Origin of the sequence: Rhodococcus sp. JVH1 (assembly GCF_000280725.2) — a bacterium.
In the GTDB taxonomy this organism is placed as follows: Bacteria; Actinomycetota; Actinomycetes; order Mycobacteriales; family Mycobacteriaceae; genus Rhodococcus_F; species Rhodococcus_F jostii_A.
The window spans coordinates 4363584-4379490 of record NZ_CP166289.1; the positions used below are offsets into that span (position 1 = coordinate 4363584).

Genomic DNA, 15907 nt, shown 5'->3' on the forward strand with positions numbered 1-15907 from the left:
CACACTCGGCACTGTTGCATCCGCCGGTTCCGTGGGTCGCTCCACTGCTGCACACGGGCGACGAGTGGACCGAAGGCCGGGACCGGCACCGGCATGACAACTCGGACCACGATGCACCACTCACCGAGCACGAACGTCCGCATGGGCAACAAGAAAGGCTGATTTCGTTGTGTGACATAGTTGCAGGCCTCGAATCCAGGGGAGTCTCGCGAAGGAGGATTCTTGCCAGCCTGGCGATCGGCGCTGCGGCGACCGCCACTGCGGCAGCATGCTCGTCCGATGCAGACACCGGTGGTGGCGGCGTCGCGCTCGACGCACGCCCCTACGGTCCCGAGCCCTATGCCAATCAGCGCACGCGTCTCATTCTGCTCGGCACATCGGGCGGGCCACCGTACTGGCCGGGCGGAACTCGTGAAGGTATCGCATCCGCCGTTGTGGTCGACGATCGGTTCTATCTCATCGATGCCGGCCACGGGGTGATGCGTCAGCTCCGAAACGCCAAGCTGGGTAGGAACTACGACACGGATTTCGATGGTCCCCTCGATGTACTGGCGGGAGTGTTCCTTACTCATCTCCATTCCGACCACATCGTCGACCTCAATAACATTCTCAGTGAGGGAATGTACAACGGTCTCCAGTTCGTGAATAGAATCCCCATCTGGGGGCCAGGAAACCGCGGCCAGGTTCCACCGTTCTTCGGCGGTGGTACGCCCCCGGCTCCGGTCAACCCGGAAAATCCCACGCCCGGTACTCGCGAGATGGCCGACTTGTTGGTGCAAGCATTCGCCGCGGATTTCAATGACAGGCTGTTCGACAACGCCAAGCCGCGCCCGGAACAGATGTGGGAGGCGAAAGACGTTCCCGTCCCCGCGCAGTATCTGTCCGATCCGAATGGGCAGCCCTGCCCGGAGATGGATCCCTTCGTCTTCTTCGAAGATGATCACGTCAAGGTGTCCGCAACACTCGTCAACCATGCGCCGGTTTTCCCAGCCCTGGCGTACCGCTTCGACACCCCCGACGGCTCGATCGTTTTCTCGGGTGACACCGGAAAGAATCCCAACCTGGTGCCGTTGGCCAGGAACGCCGACGTCCTCGTTCATGAGGTGATCGATAAGTCCTGGCCGGAATCGCTCTTCCCGGAACCTCGGGACGCGAAGCAGGAATCGATATTCCAGCAATTGATCAACGCTCATACCCTCGTCGAGGACGTGGGACGGGTCGCGCAGGAGGCGAACGTGAAGACGTTGGCACTTTCCCACATCGTCCCGGGAAACGGCGCGGACGAACGGTTCGAGGCGGCCAGGGACGGTTTCGACGGAAAGCTGATCATCGGCCGGGACCTGGATGTGATCGGTGTGGGCGCGGCCCGAAGCGGGGGCTGACGACCAGCGCCGGAAACCGAGTACTCCCTGATCCTGTCGGAAACCGTGTATTCGCGCTGTCCGACGCGCTTATCGATTGGAATCGATTCAATGTGCGATACCGCTCGTCCTCTCGCCGGAATCTCTCGGCGCTCGTTCGTCCAGGTGGCACTGTCTATGTCCGGTGCCGCCGTAGCATCCACCGCTCTCAGTGGATGCACGGAGGACGGTCACGTAGCCGAAGCGGAACCGGTCGGTTCCTCGAGCAGTGCAGCTGATTTTCGGACACGCCTCGTGTTGCTGGGGACAGCCGCCGGCCGGACGTGGTGGGGTGGCTCGGAGCGGAAGGGAATATCTACCGCTGTCGTGGTGGAGGACTCGGTGTACCTGGTCGACTTCGGGGAAGGCTGGGCGAGGCGGTACCTACAAGCAGGACTGGGGAGACAGGAGGAATTTCACGGCCTCGAGCGGCTCGAGGCAGCCTTCGTTACCCATCTTCATTCCGACCACATCGTCGACTACCCGAATATCCTCACCTTCGGGTCATCGGACGGTTTGGCGAGCCGTCCAACGCCCCTTCAGGTCTTCGGCCCGGGTGCCCGCCCCTCGCTCGTGCCGCTCGGCATCTCGTCCGCTCCGGAGCCCGCCCGTTCTGAATGCGTCGAATCCGACTCCGGGACTGCGCAATACCACCGAATACCTCTACCAGGCATTCGCGAACGATCTGAACGACAATATGCGAGACAGCCTCAAGCCCGACCCGCACTCGCTGATCGCCGTTCACGATATCGAACTTCCGGTCGGCATCACCGTCGATCCGAACATCGATGTGGCACCGCGCATGTCACCGTTCCCTGTGTTCCAGGACGAACGGGTGCGAGTCACGGCCACGCTGGTCGGCCACGCACCGGTGTTTCCTGCCTTTGCCTTCCGCTTCGATACCGCCGACGGATCGGTCGTAGTGTCCGGAGATACGAACGCATGTGACAATCTTGTCGAGCTTGCCCGGGGTGCGGACATACTCGTCCACGAGGTGATCGACATTTCGTGGGTGGAAGGACTCTTTCCGGACCCGCCCAGCCCGGCACAGCAAGCGAAGATCGATCACCTCGTCAACTCGCACACACCGATCGAGGATGTCGGGAAAGTGGCTGAGCGAGCGGGTGTGCGGACGCTCGTGCTCACCCATCTGGCACCAGCGCACAATCCGCCCGAGCGGTGGCTCGAAGCTAGTGTCCTGAGTCTTTAATTCTGGCGCAGTAGTGTGCGATGGAGTCGAGGATCTGGTCGGCGGTCTTGACCCAGACGTAAGGTCTGGGGTTGTCGTTCCAGGTCTCGATCCATGCTCGGATGTCTTTGTTGAGCTGTTGGACCGAGGTATGGGTGGAGCGTTGGAGCTTCTTGGTGGTCAGTTCGGCGAACCAGCGTTCGACGAGGTTCATCCACGATGAGCTGGTCGGTGTGAAGTGGATGACGAAGCGCGGGTGCGCGAGGAGCCATCGTTTGACCGCGGGAGTCTTGTGGGTCGATGCATTGTCCATCACGAGGTGGACATCGAGATCGTCGGGCACCTGAGCGTCGATCTTGCGAAGAAATGCGATGAATTCTTGTGCGCGGTGGCGTGAATGGAGTGATCCGATCACCTTCCCTGAGGCGATGTCTAGAGCAGCGTACAGGCTCGAGGTGCCATTGCGGACGTAGTCGTGACTGGCGCGTTGCGGGGTGGTGGGAAGCATCGGGAATATCGGTTGGGTCCGGTCCAGTGCTTGGATCTGAGTTTTTTCGTCGACGCAGAGCACCAGAGCCCGCTCGGGCGGGTTCATGTACAGGCCGACGACGTCACGGACCTTCTCGGTGAACAGTGGATCCTTCGACAGTTTCCACGAGTCTTGTTTGTGCGGGGCCAAACCGAACGCGCGCCACACTCTCGAGACCGTCGATTGCGAAATATCGAGATGCTCTGCCATTGATCGTGTGGACCAGTGTGTGGCATTCTTCGGTGTCGTTTCGAGGGTCGAGGTAATCAGATCCTTGATCTTGTCGTCGTCGATCGTCCGCGGACGGCCCGGGCGTGGTTCGTCGAGCAACCCGTCGCATCGGTCCTCGACGAACCTGTCGCGCCACCGCCGCACCGTGCCTCGGTTCAACCCCAACCTCTGCGCCACTTCGGTATTCGATCCACCATCGGCGGCAGCGAGAATAATTCGCGACCTTACTGCCAAACCTGCAGCGGTCTTGCGTCGCCGCGACCACCCCTCGAGTTCTACGCGTTCGGCCTCGGTCAGCACAATCTCCGTCGGTCGCGGACCACGAGTTGCCATGACCAATCTTAACAACCGATCGCTTATTTATGACTCAAGACACTAGAAGGGACTTCTCAGGCGAGATTCTCGTCGGAGAAGACTTGATGGAACTCGGTGTCGGCGCCGCACGGAAGAATTGATTCCGGCGTGGCAGCTTCGGTATCGAACTCTGGTTGACTCCACTTCCGAGTGCGCAGGCCGAATCACATCGCACTTCACCTCGCCGGCGCATCGCCGACGGTGTCCGCGGGGTTGTAGAGCCCGGTCATCCGTCCTTCTGGATCGAGTTGCGTCAACAATGCTTCACCGATGCGGCGGAGTTGGGTCAGCTGTGCGGGCGTCAACGGGTCGAGGACGTTGCGGCGCACGGTACGGACGTGTCCGGGCGCAGCGGCGACGACCTCATCCCACCCTGCCGCCGTAAGTCGCGCATTGCTCGCCCGGCCATCCTCGGGGCACGGGTTTCGCTCCACGAATCCTCTCCTCTCCAATCGCCGGATGACATGGGACAGTCGGGGCAGAGTTGCGCTGGTGCGTTGGGCCAGCGAAGTCATCCGCAGGGTGTGGTCGGTTGCCTCGGACAGCATGGCGAGTACGAAGTACTCGAAGTGAGTGACGCCTGCGTCCCGTCGCAATTGCGAGTCCAGGACGCCGGGTAGCAGTTCGACGACGGCGACCAATCGGAGCCACGTTGCCCGTTCATCCGCGTTCAGCCATCTCGTTTCCACTCCAGGAGCCTACCTCCATTACTTGACACGACAACTAAATCAACTAGGCTTTACTTGAAGCATCAACCATGATGCGTGCAGCATGAGTTCCTCGCCGTCGGCATCTCCGCCGTCGGCTGCAACGCCGTCACCAGGCAACAGCTGTTCCGTGTGCGAAAAATCGCCCTGTAACGACAATTTGCCGGTTTCGGCCGGAACGACCAACTGGAAGGTGGACACCCAGTGACCGTCGACTACATCGAGCAATCATGAGCGCAGTGGCCTTCGGCCAACCCGTCACCGCCACGTACGGCTCCGCCGACCCGACCGCGCCGTTGGTCGTGCTCCTCCACGGGCGTGGGTCGAACGAGCGCGAAATCCTCTCGCTGGCAACCCAGTTGCCGGGAGACATCGCCTACACCGCGGTGCGCGCCCCACTTGCCGAGGGATCTGGGTTCGCCTGGTTTGCCAATCGTGGGATCGGCCGGCCTGTTGCGGCCTCTCTCGCAGTGTCCATGAAGTGGTTCCGGAGCTGGCTCGACTCCGTCGCGCCGATCGGGCGTCCGGTGATTCTCGTCGGTTTCAGCGGCGGAGCGGCCTTCGCCGGCGGCCTGATCCTCGACGACCCTGCCCGCTTCACCGGCGCGGCTGTCCTGTACGGGACACTGCCCTTCGACGCGGGCCTTTCGGTGGAGCCGGCCCGTCTCGCTCACCTTCCGGTCTTCGTCGCCCAAGGGGATCAGGACCATGTCATCCCGGCCGAGCTGCTCGAGCGCACCTGGAATTACCTACTCAGCGAGTCCGGTGCACCCACAGAAGCGCACCGCGACCCCGGCGGACATGGGCTGTCCGAGACCGTGGTGTCGGCTCTGGGCGAATGGATTGCGCATCGACTGCGCTTCGTGAAGCACCAACACGTGCCTTCCGGCGGCCCGCGAGCCGGTGTCCACTGGCCGACCGTCCCGGGCGGTCGGCTACCGGAACGTCGTGGCCCCCACCCGCGTGTTTCGTGGTCGATCCCGCAGCAGCAGAGCACTGACATTGCCCCCGTCGATCTGCAGGAACGTTTGCTGGCGCACGTCCGCGAGATGGCCGGCGTCACCGTCGGTGCCTCACACATCTCGGTCCCCGGAGCAGTCGGATTCAGTCTCGAAGACCGAGGGCCCGACGAGCAGGCGTATCTCGTTCCGTCGGCGGGTGAGTTCGCGCATCTGCACCCGCAGTACGACGGCTCGTTGCACCTGACGCTGCCGGCCGCCCTCGCGGCCGACCTCGTGGCCCAGGGGTGGGGGCGGATGCACCCGTGGGCGGGAACCCGGCTGTCGCCCGGCTTCGTGATGGTCTACGGACCCCGCGACGACGACGAGCTCGCAACAATCGAGGGCGTCGTCGCGGCAAGCCATGCCTACGCGACCGGTCGGCTCATCGACTCGCCTTCCTCCGAGAGCCTCCCCTTGCCGAGCCGCATCCAATAGAGAGACGCCTCATGACCAACCTCACGCTCGACCTGGACCGCACCGCACTCGTCCTGATCGACCTTCAAAACGACAACGTTCACCGGGACGGCGCGTACGCGTCCTTCGGCGCCGCCGCACACGCGGAGGAACAACAACTCCTCACCCACGTCGGCGAGTTGCTGGACTGGGCTCGAACGAAATCCGTACCCGTAGTCCACAACCACATCGTGTCCTTTCCCGGTCGACCCTTCGGCGGCCGCAACGCCCCCATCTTCCGGATGATCGGTCCGGACTCGCTCCGCCTCGGCTCGTGGGGCGCCCAGGCGCTGGACGGCCTCGAGGCTCGGGACGACGAGCCCGTACTGTTGCGAAACCGGATGAGCTGCTTCAACGGGACACCGCTCGACAGTCTGCTGCGAAACCTCGGCGTCACCGACGTCGTCGTCTCGGGCGTGTGGACGAACATGGCCGTCGAGCACACCATCCGCGACGCAGCCGACCACGGTTACCGCGCAATCCTCCCTGCCGACGCCACGTCGAGCCTGAGCGCGGACTGGCAAGCTGCGGCGGTCGGCTACGCCCTGACGAACATCGCAGAGATCGTCACCACAGCCGATGTCATTGCGGAACAACGCGACGAGACTGCATGAGCCGCGACTCCATCTGGACTGTCGAGACGGCAGCCGACGTTCTCCTCGAGGCCGAGGCAACTCGCACCGATCGACACCCCATCACCGACGACTGGGCTGCGCTCGACCTCGAGACCGCCTACCAAGTGCAGGACCGACTGATCGCCCGCAAGCTGGCACTGGGTGAGAAACTTGTCGGCGTCAAACTCGGCCTCACGTCCCGCGCGAAGCAGCAGCGGATGGGCATCAGCTCGCCACTCACCGCATGGCTCACCGATGGCATGGTTCTCGCAGCAGGGGCACCGGTTCCGACCCACGAACTCATCCACCCCCGCGTCGAACCCGAGATCGTCTTCGTCCTCGGCGAGAAGCTGGAAGGCCCAGGTGTGACTGCGGCGTCCGCGATGGCCGCTGTGCGGTCCGTGTATGCCGGTGTCGAGGTGATCGACAGTCGCTACACCGACTTCCGCTTCACCCTGCCGGACGTCGTTGCCGACAACGCCTCCTCAGCGAGATTCGTACGTGGCGACATCGAGCGCCACCCCGCCGACCTGGACCTCGCCCTCGAAACATGCGTCCTGTCCGTGAATGGCGTCGCCACCGCCACCGCCACCGGCGCCGCCGTCCAAGGTCACCCCGCCAACGCACTCGCTCTCGCCGCGAACGCGCTCGCCGAACGCGGCATCGCGCTCGAAGCGGGCTGGACCGTCCTCACCGGCGGAATGACCGACGCCGTCTCCATCGAACCCGGGCAACAGGTCGTCGCCGAGTTCACCAACCTCGGCGCGATCACCGTTGTCGGTGCCTGACACAACTCGGTGGCCGAGGTATGCCTCGACCACCGAGCTCGTTTCAACTCTTCGCGGGCAGGGCTACTGGTTCCGTGTCTTCGATGGTGGTCACGTGCAGGCCGCCGGTGATCGTGTCGGTCCAGCGGCTCATGGTGAAGGCGAGGATCGCGGCGGCGACGAAGAAGCCCGCCATGATGAGGAGTCCGTTCGTGGTCGATCCAGTGTTGTCCTTCAGCAGCCCGAACAGGTAGGGGCCGGCCAGGCCGCTGAGGCTGGCGAGGCCGTTGATCATTGCGAGAGCCACGGCGGCGAGTCCACCGGTGAACAGCTGGGCAGGCATCGAATTGAAGGTCGGGAGTGAGCCGAAGAATCCGGCCGCGGCCAGGCTGATACCCACCAGCGCGAGGTACGGGTTGCCACTGAGCGCGGCAATGGTCAGCCCTGCGGCTCCCGCCAGCTGGAGGAGGGTCATGTGCCAGGTTCGTTCGCCGGTCCGCGAGACATTCCGCGAGACGACGATCATGACGATGGCGGCGAACAGCCACGGGATTGCGGAGACGAAGCCGGCGCCGGCAGCGCCAAGGTCGAACTGGTCTCGAACGATGGTCGGAAGGAAGTACGCGATGGTCCAGTAACCGATCGTCATGCAGAAGTACAACACGGTGAACAGCCACGCTGCGGGTCGGCGCAGCACCGCCCACAACTGCGCGAGCTCATGGCCGGCGCTATCGGGTCGCTGGGCGCTGGCCTTGGCGAGGTATTCCTTTTCCGACGCGTCGAGCCACTTGGCGTTCGAGGGACCGTCGGGAAGGCGGAAGAAGATGTAGACCGCGAGCAGAATCGCCGGTATGCCTTCGAGCAGGAAGGCCCACCGCCATCCCGCGATGCCGAATACTCCATCCAGTGACAGCAGCGCCGAGGTCACTACCGACCCGACCGCGAGCGCGATGGGAACGGCCAGATTCAGCATGGAGTACGTTCTGGGGAGCATGCGAGGTGTGCACCAGAAGGCGAGGAACAGCAGTGCGCCGGGGGAGAATCCGGCTTCGGCGATACCGAGCATGATTCGCACGATGTAGAGGGTTGTGTCGTTCTGGACCAATCCCATCAGCATGGTGGCGATACCCCAGGTGACCATGATGCGGGCCAGCCATACACGCGCACCGAATTTGGTCAGGGCCATGTTCGAGGGAATCTCGAAAAAGCAGTATCCGATGTAGAACAGCCCGGCCGCGAGACCGAAGGTTGCGGCGGTGAGTCCGAGGTCCTTGGACATCGGTCCGGCCAGCACGCCGATGTTGGCTCGATCGATGTACGAGATGAACATTCCGAGCATGATGATCGGGATGACTCGCAGAAGGGTCTTCTTGTAGATGCGTGCTTCGATATCGATGTCGGGGTCGGCAGCAGGGAGGGGATTGGTCATGGGATCGGCTTCCTCGAGGTCGCGGCGGTGCGGCAGATGTGCTAGGGCTCGTCGCGAGGACTGCGTGGTGTGAGGGGATGCGGTCGGGCGGTCCGGATGGCTAATTCTCTGCTCGTGTAACGGTTTCCGGCCGCATTTACCTTCGGTAGCGGGAACAGTTCGTTCAGTTGTCGGTGCGGTAGTGGTCGAGCTTGGCCGGGTCGATCTCGATGCCGAGCCCGGGACCGGGCCGCACACTCATCTTGCCGTCGCTGATACGCAGGGATTCGGTGAGCAGGTCGTCGCTCATGTCCAGGTAATTCGACAACTCGGCGGCATGATGCGCGGTCGTGCGCTGGGAGGCGCCGAAAGCGAGCGAGCAGGCGGTTCCGATCTGGCCGTCGATCTGGTTGCCGATGACGACCTCCACCCCCAGACCTTCGGCGAGGTGTGCGACGCGCAGCGAGTCGGAGAACCCGGTGCGTGCGGTCTTGATGCTGATTCCGGTGGCTGCGCCGGCGAGTATCTCGCGGGTGACGTCGGCTGGGGTGGTGGCGCTTTCGTCGGCTACGAAGGGAACCGGGGACTGTCGCACCAGCCAGCGGCGGCCGAGGACGTCGTCGGCGGGGCACAGTTCCTCGACCCGGGACAGACCGAGGTCCTCGAGCCGGCGCAGCGCGGTCGCGGCCTCCGATGCGGTCCATCCGCGGTTGCCGTCGAGGTAGAGTTCGGCGCCGTCGCCGACGGCGTCGCGGATCGCCCGGCACACGGCGATGTCGAGGTCGATCGGGCGCCGTCCCACCTTGATCTTGAACGAGGCGATTCCGTATTCGGCCGTGATCCGGAGGGCCTCGTCGGCCATGACGGCGGGGTCGGCGAATCCGAGCATGTGGCTCACGCTCAGGTGGTCGGTGTAGCCACCGAGCAGTTCATGTAGCGGCCGGTCGACCGTTTTGCCCCAGGCATCCCACATGGCCATATCGATGGCCGCCTTCGCGGTGGGATTGCCGACGGTGCGGTTCAGTTTCTCGCGTACCTGTTCGCGGGCCAGCAGCGACATGCCGGTGATGGCAGGGGCGAAGACGGTCTCGATTACCGCGACGATGGAGGCCTGGGTTTCGCCATAGGTGTACGGGCGCGGGGGTGCCTCCGCGATACCGGTGACGCCGTCCTCGGTGACGACCTCGACGAGGACGTGGTCGGCGACGTCGATGTGGCCGCTGGCGAAGTGCAATGGTTTGCGGTACGGAATGGCGAACGGGATCGCCCGGATATGAGTGATTTTCATGGTGTTTCCCCTATTTCGGGCATCACGACTCCGGGCCCGTCGTCGCGACGGGACCAGCGATCGTTGTGGTCTCTGTACGGGTCTCGGTGCCCGACGGGTCTTCGGTGGTGCTGTCAGGTGAGGTAGGTCCGGATGATCTGGCTGTCGTCGGCCTCGAGCAGGCCGAGTTCGGCCGCACGCTGGTACTGCTGCTTGGCTGCTTCGAGCAGCGGGACATGGGCGCCGTGCTCGACCGCTTCCTCGTGGACGAGTCCGTTGTCCTTCGCCAGGATCGCTAGCCGCGTCAACACGTCTGGGACCGTGCCGATTTCGGCCATGCGAGGTCCGCGCTCGTCGAAGAACCACGACGCACCGGAGCCGCCGCTGATGATGCCGACGGTCTTGACCGGATCGAGACCGAGGTGGGTGGACAGGGCGATCGCTTCCGCGGCCGCCGCGAGGTGCACCGAACTGCAGAGCTGGTTGACGATCTTGGTCGCCTGGCCGTCCCCGGGACGGTCGCTGACGAACGCTAGGTTGCCGAGCACGGCGAACAGTTCGTGCAACGCCTCGACGGCCCCGGCGTCGCCGGCGGTCAGGAAACGCAACATCCCCTTCTCGGCGCCGGGCACACCGCCCGTGATGGGAGCGTCGATGACGGTGGCACCTACTTCCGTCAGCATCTGCGCCGCCTCCTGCGCGGCGCGTGGGCCGACCGTCGAGCAGATCACCCAGGTCTGGTGATCGACCCGCCTGTGCGTTGTTCCGGCTTTGACCGCGTCGAGGAGTTGTTGCCCGGTGGCGACCAGTACCAGAACCACGTCGCTGACCGGGGTCGCGGCAATGTCGTCGAAAGACTGCATGCCGTCGTCTTCCGCGCGGGCGCGGGACGCCGGATTCGGATCGACCGCGGCGACGGAGTAGCCGTGAGAGACGAGGCGGTGCGCCATCGGCATGCCGATGGCACCGATTCCGACGAACGTGACTGTGGGGAGGTTCTTTTCGTGTGAATTCATGATGTTGTCCGTTGCTTTCATGATTGGATCCAGGTGACGATCTTGTAGACAGTGAAGAGGGCCGACGATTCTGCGCAGTCGAGGGATCTCGTGCAGCTGCCGGGTCAGCGTGGCCGGCAGGGTGCCGCCGTCCATGGAGCTTGCCGACCGCGGGTATCTCGTTGCCCTGTCCGCCATTGCTTTCACCATGATCCAACTCCCTCGAACGGCAAAGCGTGATGCCCGCCACACGTATGGAAGTTATCGGCTCACGATCTATCTTGTCCAAGACTCATTTCTCAATTGTTCATATTCAAACCGTATGAATCGAGATCAGGTGTCGGCAGGGCGGATTCCCCGACCGCGAGCACGCGTTGCAAGGCGGGTGAGGTGTTGTCGGTGCGCCAGGCGAGAGCCGGGAAGAGGTGGCTCGGCTCGGTGCCCTCGATCGGCTTGTAGATGATCCCGACGCTCTGCGCCTGACAGACCGAGCTCAGCGTGATGGTCACCCCGGCGCCCGCCGCAACCAAAGCGAGCACCGTGCTCGAATCCGGCGCCACCTGGGTGATCTTCGGCCGGAACCCCGCCGACATGCACATCGAGTACATGGTCAACCGGAGCATCGATCCGCTGTCCTCGGGGAGGCTGACGAAGTCCTCGTCGATCAGGTCCTCGAGGCGCACGCTGTCGCGATCGGCGAGCCGGTGCCCGGCCGGTAATGCGCAGAGCACCTCCTCCACCTCGACGACCCGATAGCTGAGTTCGGGACGCGCCACCGGTATCCGGACGAACGCGAGATCCAGATCGCCCGCTACGAGCAGGTCGAACGCCCGGTAGACGTACGTCTGGGACTGCAGGACCAGATCGATCCCGGGATGCTCTGCCCGGACCGCACGGGTGAGCAGGGGCAGCACTCGCTGACTCGACGCACCGGCGAAGCCGATCCGGACCCGACCTTCCTCGCCTGACGCGATCGCGGTCGCCAGCTCCCGCACCGACGCCGCCTGGTTCACCGCCCGCCGTGCGGGTCCGAGCAGCCGCTCCCCCGCGTCGGTCAACCGCACGTTGCGCGTCGTCCGCTGGAACAACTTGAGCCGGAACTCGTTTTCGAGCTGGGTGATGCGATTGCTCAGCGGCGGCTGCGCCATGTGCAGACGGGCCGCGGCCCGACCGAAATGCAGCTCTTCGGCCACCGCGATGAATGCTTCGAGGTCACGCAGGTCCATGAAATGCCACACTAATACTCTGACGATATTAGTTGCCACAGGATTCGTATTGGATTTGCCGGTTCAGGTGGGTAATCATGTGAGTAGCGCCACCTGGCGCGGTACTCGCCACCACCGGTCACTCCCGTGAGAGCACATCCGAGCGTTCCGGCGAGGCACACCCAGCACAGGGGCCAACACCACACGGAGCCGTCGCGCACCGTGCACGAAGGAAGGAAACACGATGTATCTGCGCCTGCACCACGTGAACGTGACCTCGGACGATATGGGGGAGTTGGGCAAGTTCTACTCCGACGCCCTCGGACTCGGCGAGATCGCCAGCCCCCCGATGATTGCGACGTCTCGGTCGGCGGACAGCGGCGATTCGGGTGACGAGGAGTGGGCGACGCGCGCGCGCTTCTACGATGCCGGCGACAAGGACGAGCTTCAGCTGCATGCCACACGCCGCCAGCCGTATCTCGCTCTGACAGAGGGGCATACGGTGAATCCCCTCATCGGCGGACATGTCGCCTTCCGCACCGACGATATCCAAGCCGTGATGGAGCGCCTGCGCAACAACAACATTCCGTTCGACGATTGGGGCATCTGGTCAGTCGAGGGCTGGTACCAGATCTTCCTGACCGACCCGGCGGGAAACATGATCGAGATCCATCAGGTCATGGAGCCCGACGACGAGTCATGAGCCACCGTCCGACCGGCACGTGCTCGCTTCCGGACTAGGACACCGCAGGATCTGGACTGCAGCAGGAGGTAGAGGATGACACGCTGGCGGAACCGACCCGAAGGTTCGACCTGGGGGGACTTCGGCCCGGAGGATGTGCTCGGACGGCTCAACCTGCTCGGACCCGACCAGGTCCGCAAGGGTGTCGCCGAGGTTCGCGACGGCCTCGTGTTCTGCCTATCCTTGCCGCTCGATCTGCCCGGCGGCACTGCCCTCAACGCCAACCGGTTCCCGCCCGTCGTGCGTCCCACACTGCGGGCCGGGGCGGTCAATTTCAACTGCGACATGGCCGTTGCCCATTCCGGCGCGACCGACGTGATGAGCGACGATCTCGTTGTCCTGCATACCCAGTACTCGACCCAGTGGGATGCCTTCGGTCACGCGGGTGCACTGTTCGACGCGAACGGAGACGGTTCGCCCGAGCGGGTCTATTACAACGGCTGGCGTGCCGGTGTCGACGTCGTGGGACCGGACGGAGCCCACGGTGCCGGAATCGGCAGCCTCGGTCGACTCGACGGCGCCGAGGACGGTCTGGCGTCGACCTCACACGCGGGTCCGGTCGACATCAGCCACATGGCGCGGCACGGCGTGCAGGGCCGCGCCGTCCTGGTCGACCTCGAGGCCCACTTCGGCGCCGACCGCACGGTCGTCGGGTACCAGGACCTCGCACGCGTCCTCGCGGCCGACGCCGTCGTCGTCGAACCCGGCGACCTGCTGGTCCTGCACACCGGCTTCGCCCGGCACGTGCTCGCCCAGCAGGGGACCCCCACCCCGGAGGCGCTCCGGGTGTGCGCGGTCCTCGACGGCTCCGACCCTGCCCTGCACGACTGGATCCGCGACAGCGGAGTCGTCGCGATCGCCGCCGACAACTACGCGGTCGAGGCGTTTCCCCCTACCATCGAGCTTCACGATGCCCCCGCTCTCCCGCTGCACGAGTTGTGCCTGTTCCGGCTCGGCGTGCACCTCGGTGAGCTGTGGTGGCTGTCCGATCTCGCGAACCATCTACGAGCGCAACGACGCTCGCGGTTTCTGCTTACTGCCCCCCCACTTCGGCTACCCGGCGCAACCGGGTCGCCTCTGACCCCGATTGCGACGGTATGAACGTGTCTTCCTCTCCCGAACGTCTTCTCGTGACCGGCGGTGCCTCCGGCATCGGCCGTGCCATCGCCGAGGAAGGTCTGGCTCGCGGCTGGGACGTCGTGGTCATCGATCGCGACCCGTCGCCGATCGGCAAGAGTGTGCTCGCCGACCTTGCCGATACCGCGTCCACCGCCACAGCACTCGAGGAGGTACTGGCCAACGGTCCCGTCACCCGGCTGGTCAACAATGTCGGCGCTGTCTTCCCCGGCCCGCTGCGCGAGCAGACTCTCGCGGAAATGGACGCGGCATTCGCTCTCAACCTGCGCTGCGCCGTCCAGTGCACCCAGGCCCTGCTACCCGGGATGACCGACGCCGGCTTCGGGCGAATCGTGAACATGACGTCCCGGGCGGCACTCGGAAAGGAACTGCGCACCGCCTATGCCGCATCGAAGGCCGGACTCATCGGCCTGACCCGGGTGTGGGCGCTCGAACTCGGGCCGCTCGGAATCACCGCGAACGCCATCGGCCCCGGGCCGATCGCGACGGAGTTGTTCACGAAGGCGAACGATCCCGAACGCACCAAGCAGATCGTCGACTCCGTCCCGGTTCGGCGCATCGGACAACCAGACGACATCGCCCACACCGCGGGGTTCTTCCTCGACGCCCGGGCCGGATTCGTCAACGGACAGATCCTCTACGTCTGCGGCGGCCTGACCGCAGGCATCGCCGCCGCCTGAGCGAGCTCCTCGTTGGTGGCCTATCCGCAGGGAGAACGCTGTGAAAGCCATCGTCAAAACCACCCCCGCAGAAGGCTTCGACTACATCACCGACCACCCGGAACGCCCCGTCGCGCACAATGAGGTCCGCATCGCGGTCGCCGCCGCGTCACCGTGCGGCACCGACCGCGAACTCGTCCGCTACAGCGCCACCGCGAAAGCCTTCGGCCTCGAGCTGCCGGTGGTCCTCGGCCACGAAGTCGCAGGAACCGTCATCGAGGTCGGATCGGGCGTCGAGACCCTCCGGCTCGGCGACCGCGTCGCCCTCGAATCGCATATCGCGTGCCGGAACTGCTACCACTGCCGCATCGGTCAAGGACACAATTGCCTGAACATGGCGCTGCTCGGCCTGCACGTCGACGGTGGGTTCGCCGAACGCGCCGTCGTGTCCGAACACGCCTGCTATGCACTGCCCGACGACGTGCCCACCGAGACCGGTGCCCTGTTCGAGTCCGCCGGTGTTGCGGTGCATGCGATGCTGCGCAGCCAGGTCACCCTCGCCGGGTGCTCGGTGATCATCGCCGGCGCCGGACCGATCGGCTTGGCACTTGTTCAGCTCGCCCACCTGTCGGGGGCCAGTCGGGTCGTCGTGATCGAGCCGAATGACTTTCGTCGCGGCATCGCCGAATCCTTCGGCGCTGTCGCCCTCGAGTCCGATCAAGCGGCCGTCGAATGGTGCCTGAACGATGCCGCCGACCGGCACGGGTTCGATGTGGGTTTCGATTGCACCGGCGCCCCCGGCGCACTCGACATCGTTCTGCAGTCGTTGCGCCGCGAGGCCACCGCCGTGTGTATCGGGGTGCCCAGACAACCTTTCGCCCTCGACATCACCCGTTACGTCATCAAGCACGGCATCACCCTGAAAGGCAGCTTCGGCCGATCCCTCTGGGAGACCTGGGATGTCCTCGGCTCCCTGGTGTCGCGAGAGCGCCTCGATCTGAACTCGCTTGTCACTCACCGGATGGGGCTGTCCAAGTTCCAGGAAGCCCTGGACCTGCAAGGCGGAAACGCCGGAAAGATACTACTCATCCCCGGCATCGACTAGCCACAGCACCGAAGATCACGCCCATTCACGTTGCTCGACAACTTCATCAACTTCGCTGGCCCAGGACGTAGCAACGTCCCGGGCCATCGTCGTTTCGAGAAATTCGAGCTCGCACTTCGAGTATCGGAGCAGGTCACAGCCCAT

Annotated in this window: 16 protein-coding genes and 1 pseudogene; 10 read left to right on the forward strand and 7 right to left on the reverse strand. The window is 64.4% G+C overall.

Annotation, left to right across the window (positions count from 1 at the left end; genetic code table 11):
* Positions 1–14: 14 nt before the first annotated feature.
* The 3 genes and pseudogenes from JVH1_RS20135 (at position 15) to JVH1_RS20145 (ending at position 2610) form a co-directional block, all read left to right on the forward strand.
* Positions 15–1382, forward strand: a complete 1368-nt coding sequence (locus JVH1_RS20135; protein WP_371113012.1) for an MBL fold metallo-hydrolase — start codon at positions 15–17, stop codon at positions 1380–1382.
* A gap of 156 nt (positions 1383–1538) precedes the next feature.
* Positions 1539–1862, forward strand: a pseudogene (locus JVH1_RS20140) (MBL fold metallo-hydrolase); the annotation flags it as partial.
* 235 nt (positions 1863–2097) lie between these two features.
* Complete coding sequence (locus JVH1_RS20145) at positions 2098–2610, forward strand: MBL fold metallo-hydrolase (RefSeq protein WP_371113013.1); 513 nt, start codon at positions 2098–2100, stop codon at positions 2608–2610.
* Here the strand turns inward: JVH1_RS20145 and JVH1_RS20150 are convergent.
* The 3 genes from JVH1_RS20150 to JVH1_RS20160 all read right to left on the reverse strand — a co-directional run bounded on the left by JVH1_RS20150 (position 2591) and on the right by JVH1_RS20160 (position 4611).
* Positions 2591–3682: an IS630 family transposase gene (locus tag JVH1_RS20150; RefSeq protein ID WP_043783116.1), complete on the reverse strand. Its 1092-nt coding sequence runs from the start codon at positions 3680–3682 to the stop codon at positions 2591–2593. The genes JVH1_RS20145 and JVH1_RS20150 overlap by 20 nt on opposite strands.
* 197 nt (positions 3683–3879) lie before the next feature.
* On the reverse strand, positions 3880–4392 hold the full coding sequence (locus JVH1_RS20155) for a MarR family winged helix-turn-helix transcriptional regulator (protein ID WP_009476396.1): 513 nt from the start codon (positions 4390–4392) through the stop codon (positions 3880–3882).
* Positions 4393–4431: 39 nt separating this feature from the next.
* Positions 4432–4611 (reverse strand): hypothetical protein, encoded by a 180-nt coding sequence (locus JVH1_RS20160; protein ID WP_009476395.1) that lies wholly within the window; start codon positions 4609–4611, stop codon positions 4432–4434.
* A gap of 29 nt (positions 4612–4640) precedes the next feature.
* On the opposite strand from JVH1_RS20160, the gene JVH1_RS20165 reads away from it, so the two are divergent.
* Genes JVH1_RS20165 through JVH1_RS20175 form a run of 3 tightly spaced genes read left to right on the forward strand, consistent with a single transcriptional unit; the run spans position 4641 to position 7266 of the window.
* Positions 4641–5846: a luciferase family protein gene (locus JVH1_RS20165; protein ID WP_043780078.1), complete on the forward strand. Its 1206-nt coding sequence runs from the start codon at positions 4641–4643 to the stop codon at positions 5844–5846.
* 11 nt (positions 5847–5857) lie between these two features.
* Positions 5858–6478, forward strand: coding sequence for a cysteine hydrolase (locus JVH1_RS20170; protein WP_009476393.1), 621 nt, complete (start codon positions 5858–5860; stop codon positions 6476–6478).
* A complete protein-coding gene (locus tag JVH1_RS20175) occupies positions 6475–7266 on the forward strand; it encodes a 2-keto-4-pentenoate hydratase (RefSeq protein ID WP_009476392.1) in 792 nt (263 codons plus the stop codon). Before JVH1_RS20170 ends, JVH1_RS20175 begins: the two co-directional genes overlap by 4 nt.
* Positions 7267–7309: 43 nt before the next feature.
* Here JVH1_RS20175 and JVH1_RS20180 read toward each other — a convergent pair whose 3' ends face one another.
* The 4 genes from JVH1_RS20180 to JVH1_RS20195 all read right to left on the reverse strand — a co-directional run bounded on the left by JVH1_RS20180 (position 7310) and on the right by JVH1_RS20195 (position 12141).
* Positions 7310–8674 (reverse strand): MFS transporter, encoded by a 1365-nt coding sequence (locus tag JVH1_RS20180; protein ID WP_009476391.1) that lies wholly within the window; start codon positions 8672–8674, stop codon positions 7310–7312.
* Positions 8675–8837: 163 nt separating this feature from the next.
* Positions 8838–9941, reverse strand: coding sequence for a mandelate racemase/muconate lactonizing enzyme family protein (locus tag JVH1_RS20185; RefSeq protein WP_009476390.1), 1104 nt, complete (start codon positions 9939–9941; stop codon positions 8838–8840).
* 113 nt (positions 9942–10054) lie between these two features.
* Positions 10055–10936, reverse strand: coding sequence for an NAD(P)-dependent oxidoreductase (locus JVH1_RS20190; protein WP_043780097.1), 882 nt, complete (start codon positions 10934–10936; stop codon positions 10055–10057).
* A gap of 278 nt (positions 10937–11214) precedes the next feature.
* A complete protein-coding gene (locus tag JVH1_RS20195) occupies positions 11215–12141 on the reverse strand; it encodes a LysR substrate-binding domain-containing protein (protein ID WP_009476388.1) in 927 nt (308 codons plus the stop codon).
* 223 nt (positions 12142–12364) lie between these two features.
* On the opposite strand from JVH1_RS20195, the gene JVH1_RS20200 reads away from it, so the two are divergent.
* The 4 genes from JVH1_RS20200 (at position 12365) to JVH1_RS20215 (ending at position 15763) form a co-directional block, all read left to right on the forward strand.
* On the forward strand, positions 12365–12823 hold the full coding sequence (locus JVH1_RS20200; RefSeq protein WP_009476387.1) for a VOC family protein: 459 nt from the start codon (positions 12365–12367) through the stop codon (positions 12821–12823).
* A gap of 75 nt (positions 12824–12898) precedes the next feature.
* Positions 12899–13963 (forward strand): cyclase family protein, encoded by a 1065-nt coding sequence (locus JVH1_RS20205; protein ID WP_009476386.1) that lies wholly within the window; start codon positions 12899–12901, stop codon positions 13961–13963.
* Positions 13960–14679 carry an SDR family oxidoreductase gene (locus JVH1_RS20210; RefSeq protein WP_009476385.1) on the forward strand — a complete coding sequence of 240 codons (720 nt, stop codon included), beginning with the start codon at positions 13960–13962 and terminating at the stop codon, positions 14677–14679. Before JVH1_RS20205 ends, JVH1_RS20210 begins: the two co-directional genes overlap by 4 nt.
* Before the next feature lie 40 nt (positions 14680–14719).
* On the forward strand, positions 14720–15763 hold the full coding sequence (locus tag JVH1_RS20215; RefSeq protein WP_009476384.1) for a zinc-binding dehydrogenase: 1044 nt from the start codon (positions 14720–14722) through the stop codon (positions 15761–15763).
* Positions 15764–15907 lie beyond the last annotated feature (144 nt).

Coding starts and splice junctions, on each gene's coding strand:
- JVH1_RS20210 (WP_009476385.1), top strand. CDS start 13,960: ATGAACGTGTCTTCCTCTCCCGAACGTCTTCTCGTGACCGGCGGTGCC.
- JVH1_RS20175 (WP_009476392.1), top strand. CDS start 6,475: ATGAGCCGCGACTCCATCTGGACTGTCGAGACGGCAGCCGACGTTCTC.
- JVH1_RS20200 (WP_009476387.1), top strand. CDS start 12,365: ATGTATCTGCGCCTGCACCACGTGAACGTGACCTCGGACGATATGGGG.
- JVH1_RS20165 (WP_043780078.1), top strand. CDS start 4,641: ATGAGCGCAGTGGCCTTCGGCCAACCCGTCACCGCCACGTACGGCTCC.
- JVH1_RS20180 (WP_009476391.1), bottom strand. CDS start 8,674: ATGACCAATCCCCTCCCTGCTGCCGACCCCGACATCGATATCGAAGCA.
- JVH1_RS20205 (WP_009476386.1), top strand. CDS start 12,899: ATGACACGCTGGCGGAACCGACCCGAAGGTTCGACCTGGGGGGACTTC.
- JVH1_RS20190 (WP_043780097.1), bottom strand. CDS start 10,936: ATGAATTCACACGAAAAGAACCTCCCCACAGTCACGTTCGTCGGAATC.
- JVH1_RS20185 (WP_009476390.1), bottom strand. CDS start 9,941: ATGAAAATCACTCATATCCGGGCGATCCCGTTCGCCATTCCGTACCGC.
- JVH1_RS20170 (WP_009476393.1), top strand. CDS start 5,858: ATGACCAACCTCACGCTCGACCTGGACCGCACCGCACTCGTCCTGATC.
- JVH1_RS20150 (WP_043783116.1), bottom strand. CDS start 3,682: ATGGCAACTCGTGGTCCGCGACCGACGGAGATTGTGCTGACCGAGGCC.
- JVH1_RS20145 (WP_371113013.1), top strand. CDS start 2,098: ATGCGAGACAGCCTCAAGCCCGACCCGCACTCGCTGATCGCCGTTCAC.
- JVH1_RS20195 (WP_009476388.1), bottom strand. CDS start 12,141: ATGGACCTGCGTGACCTCGAAGCATTCATCGCGGTGGCCGAAGAGCTG.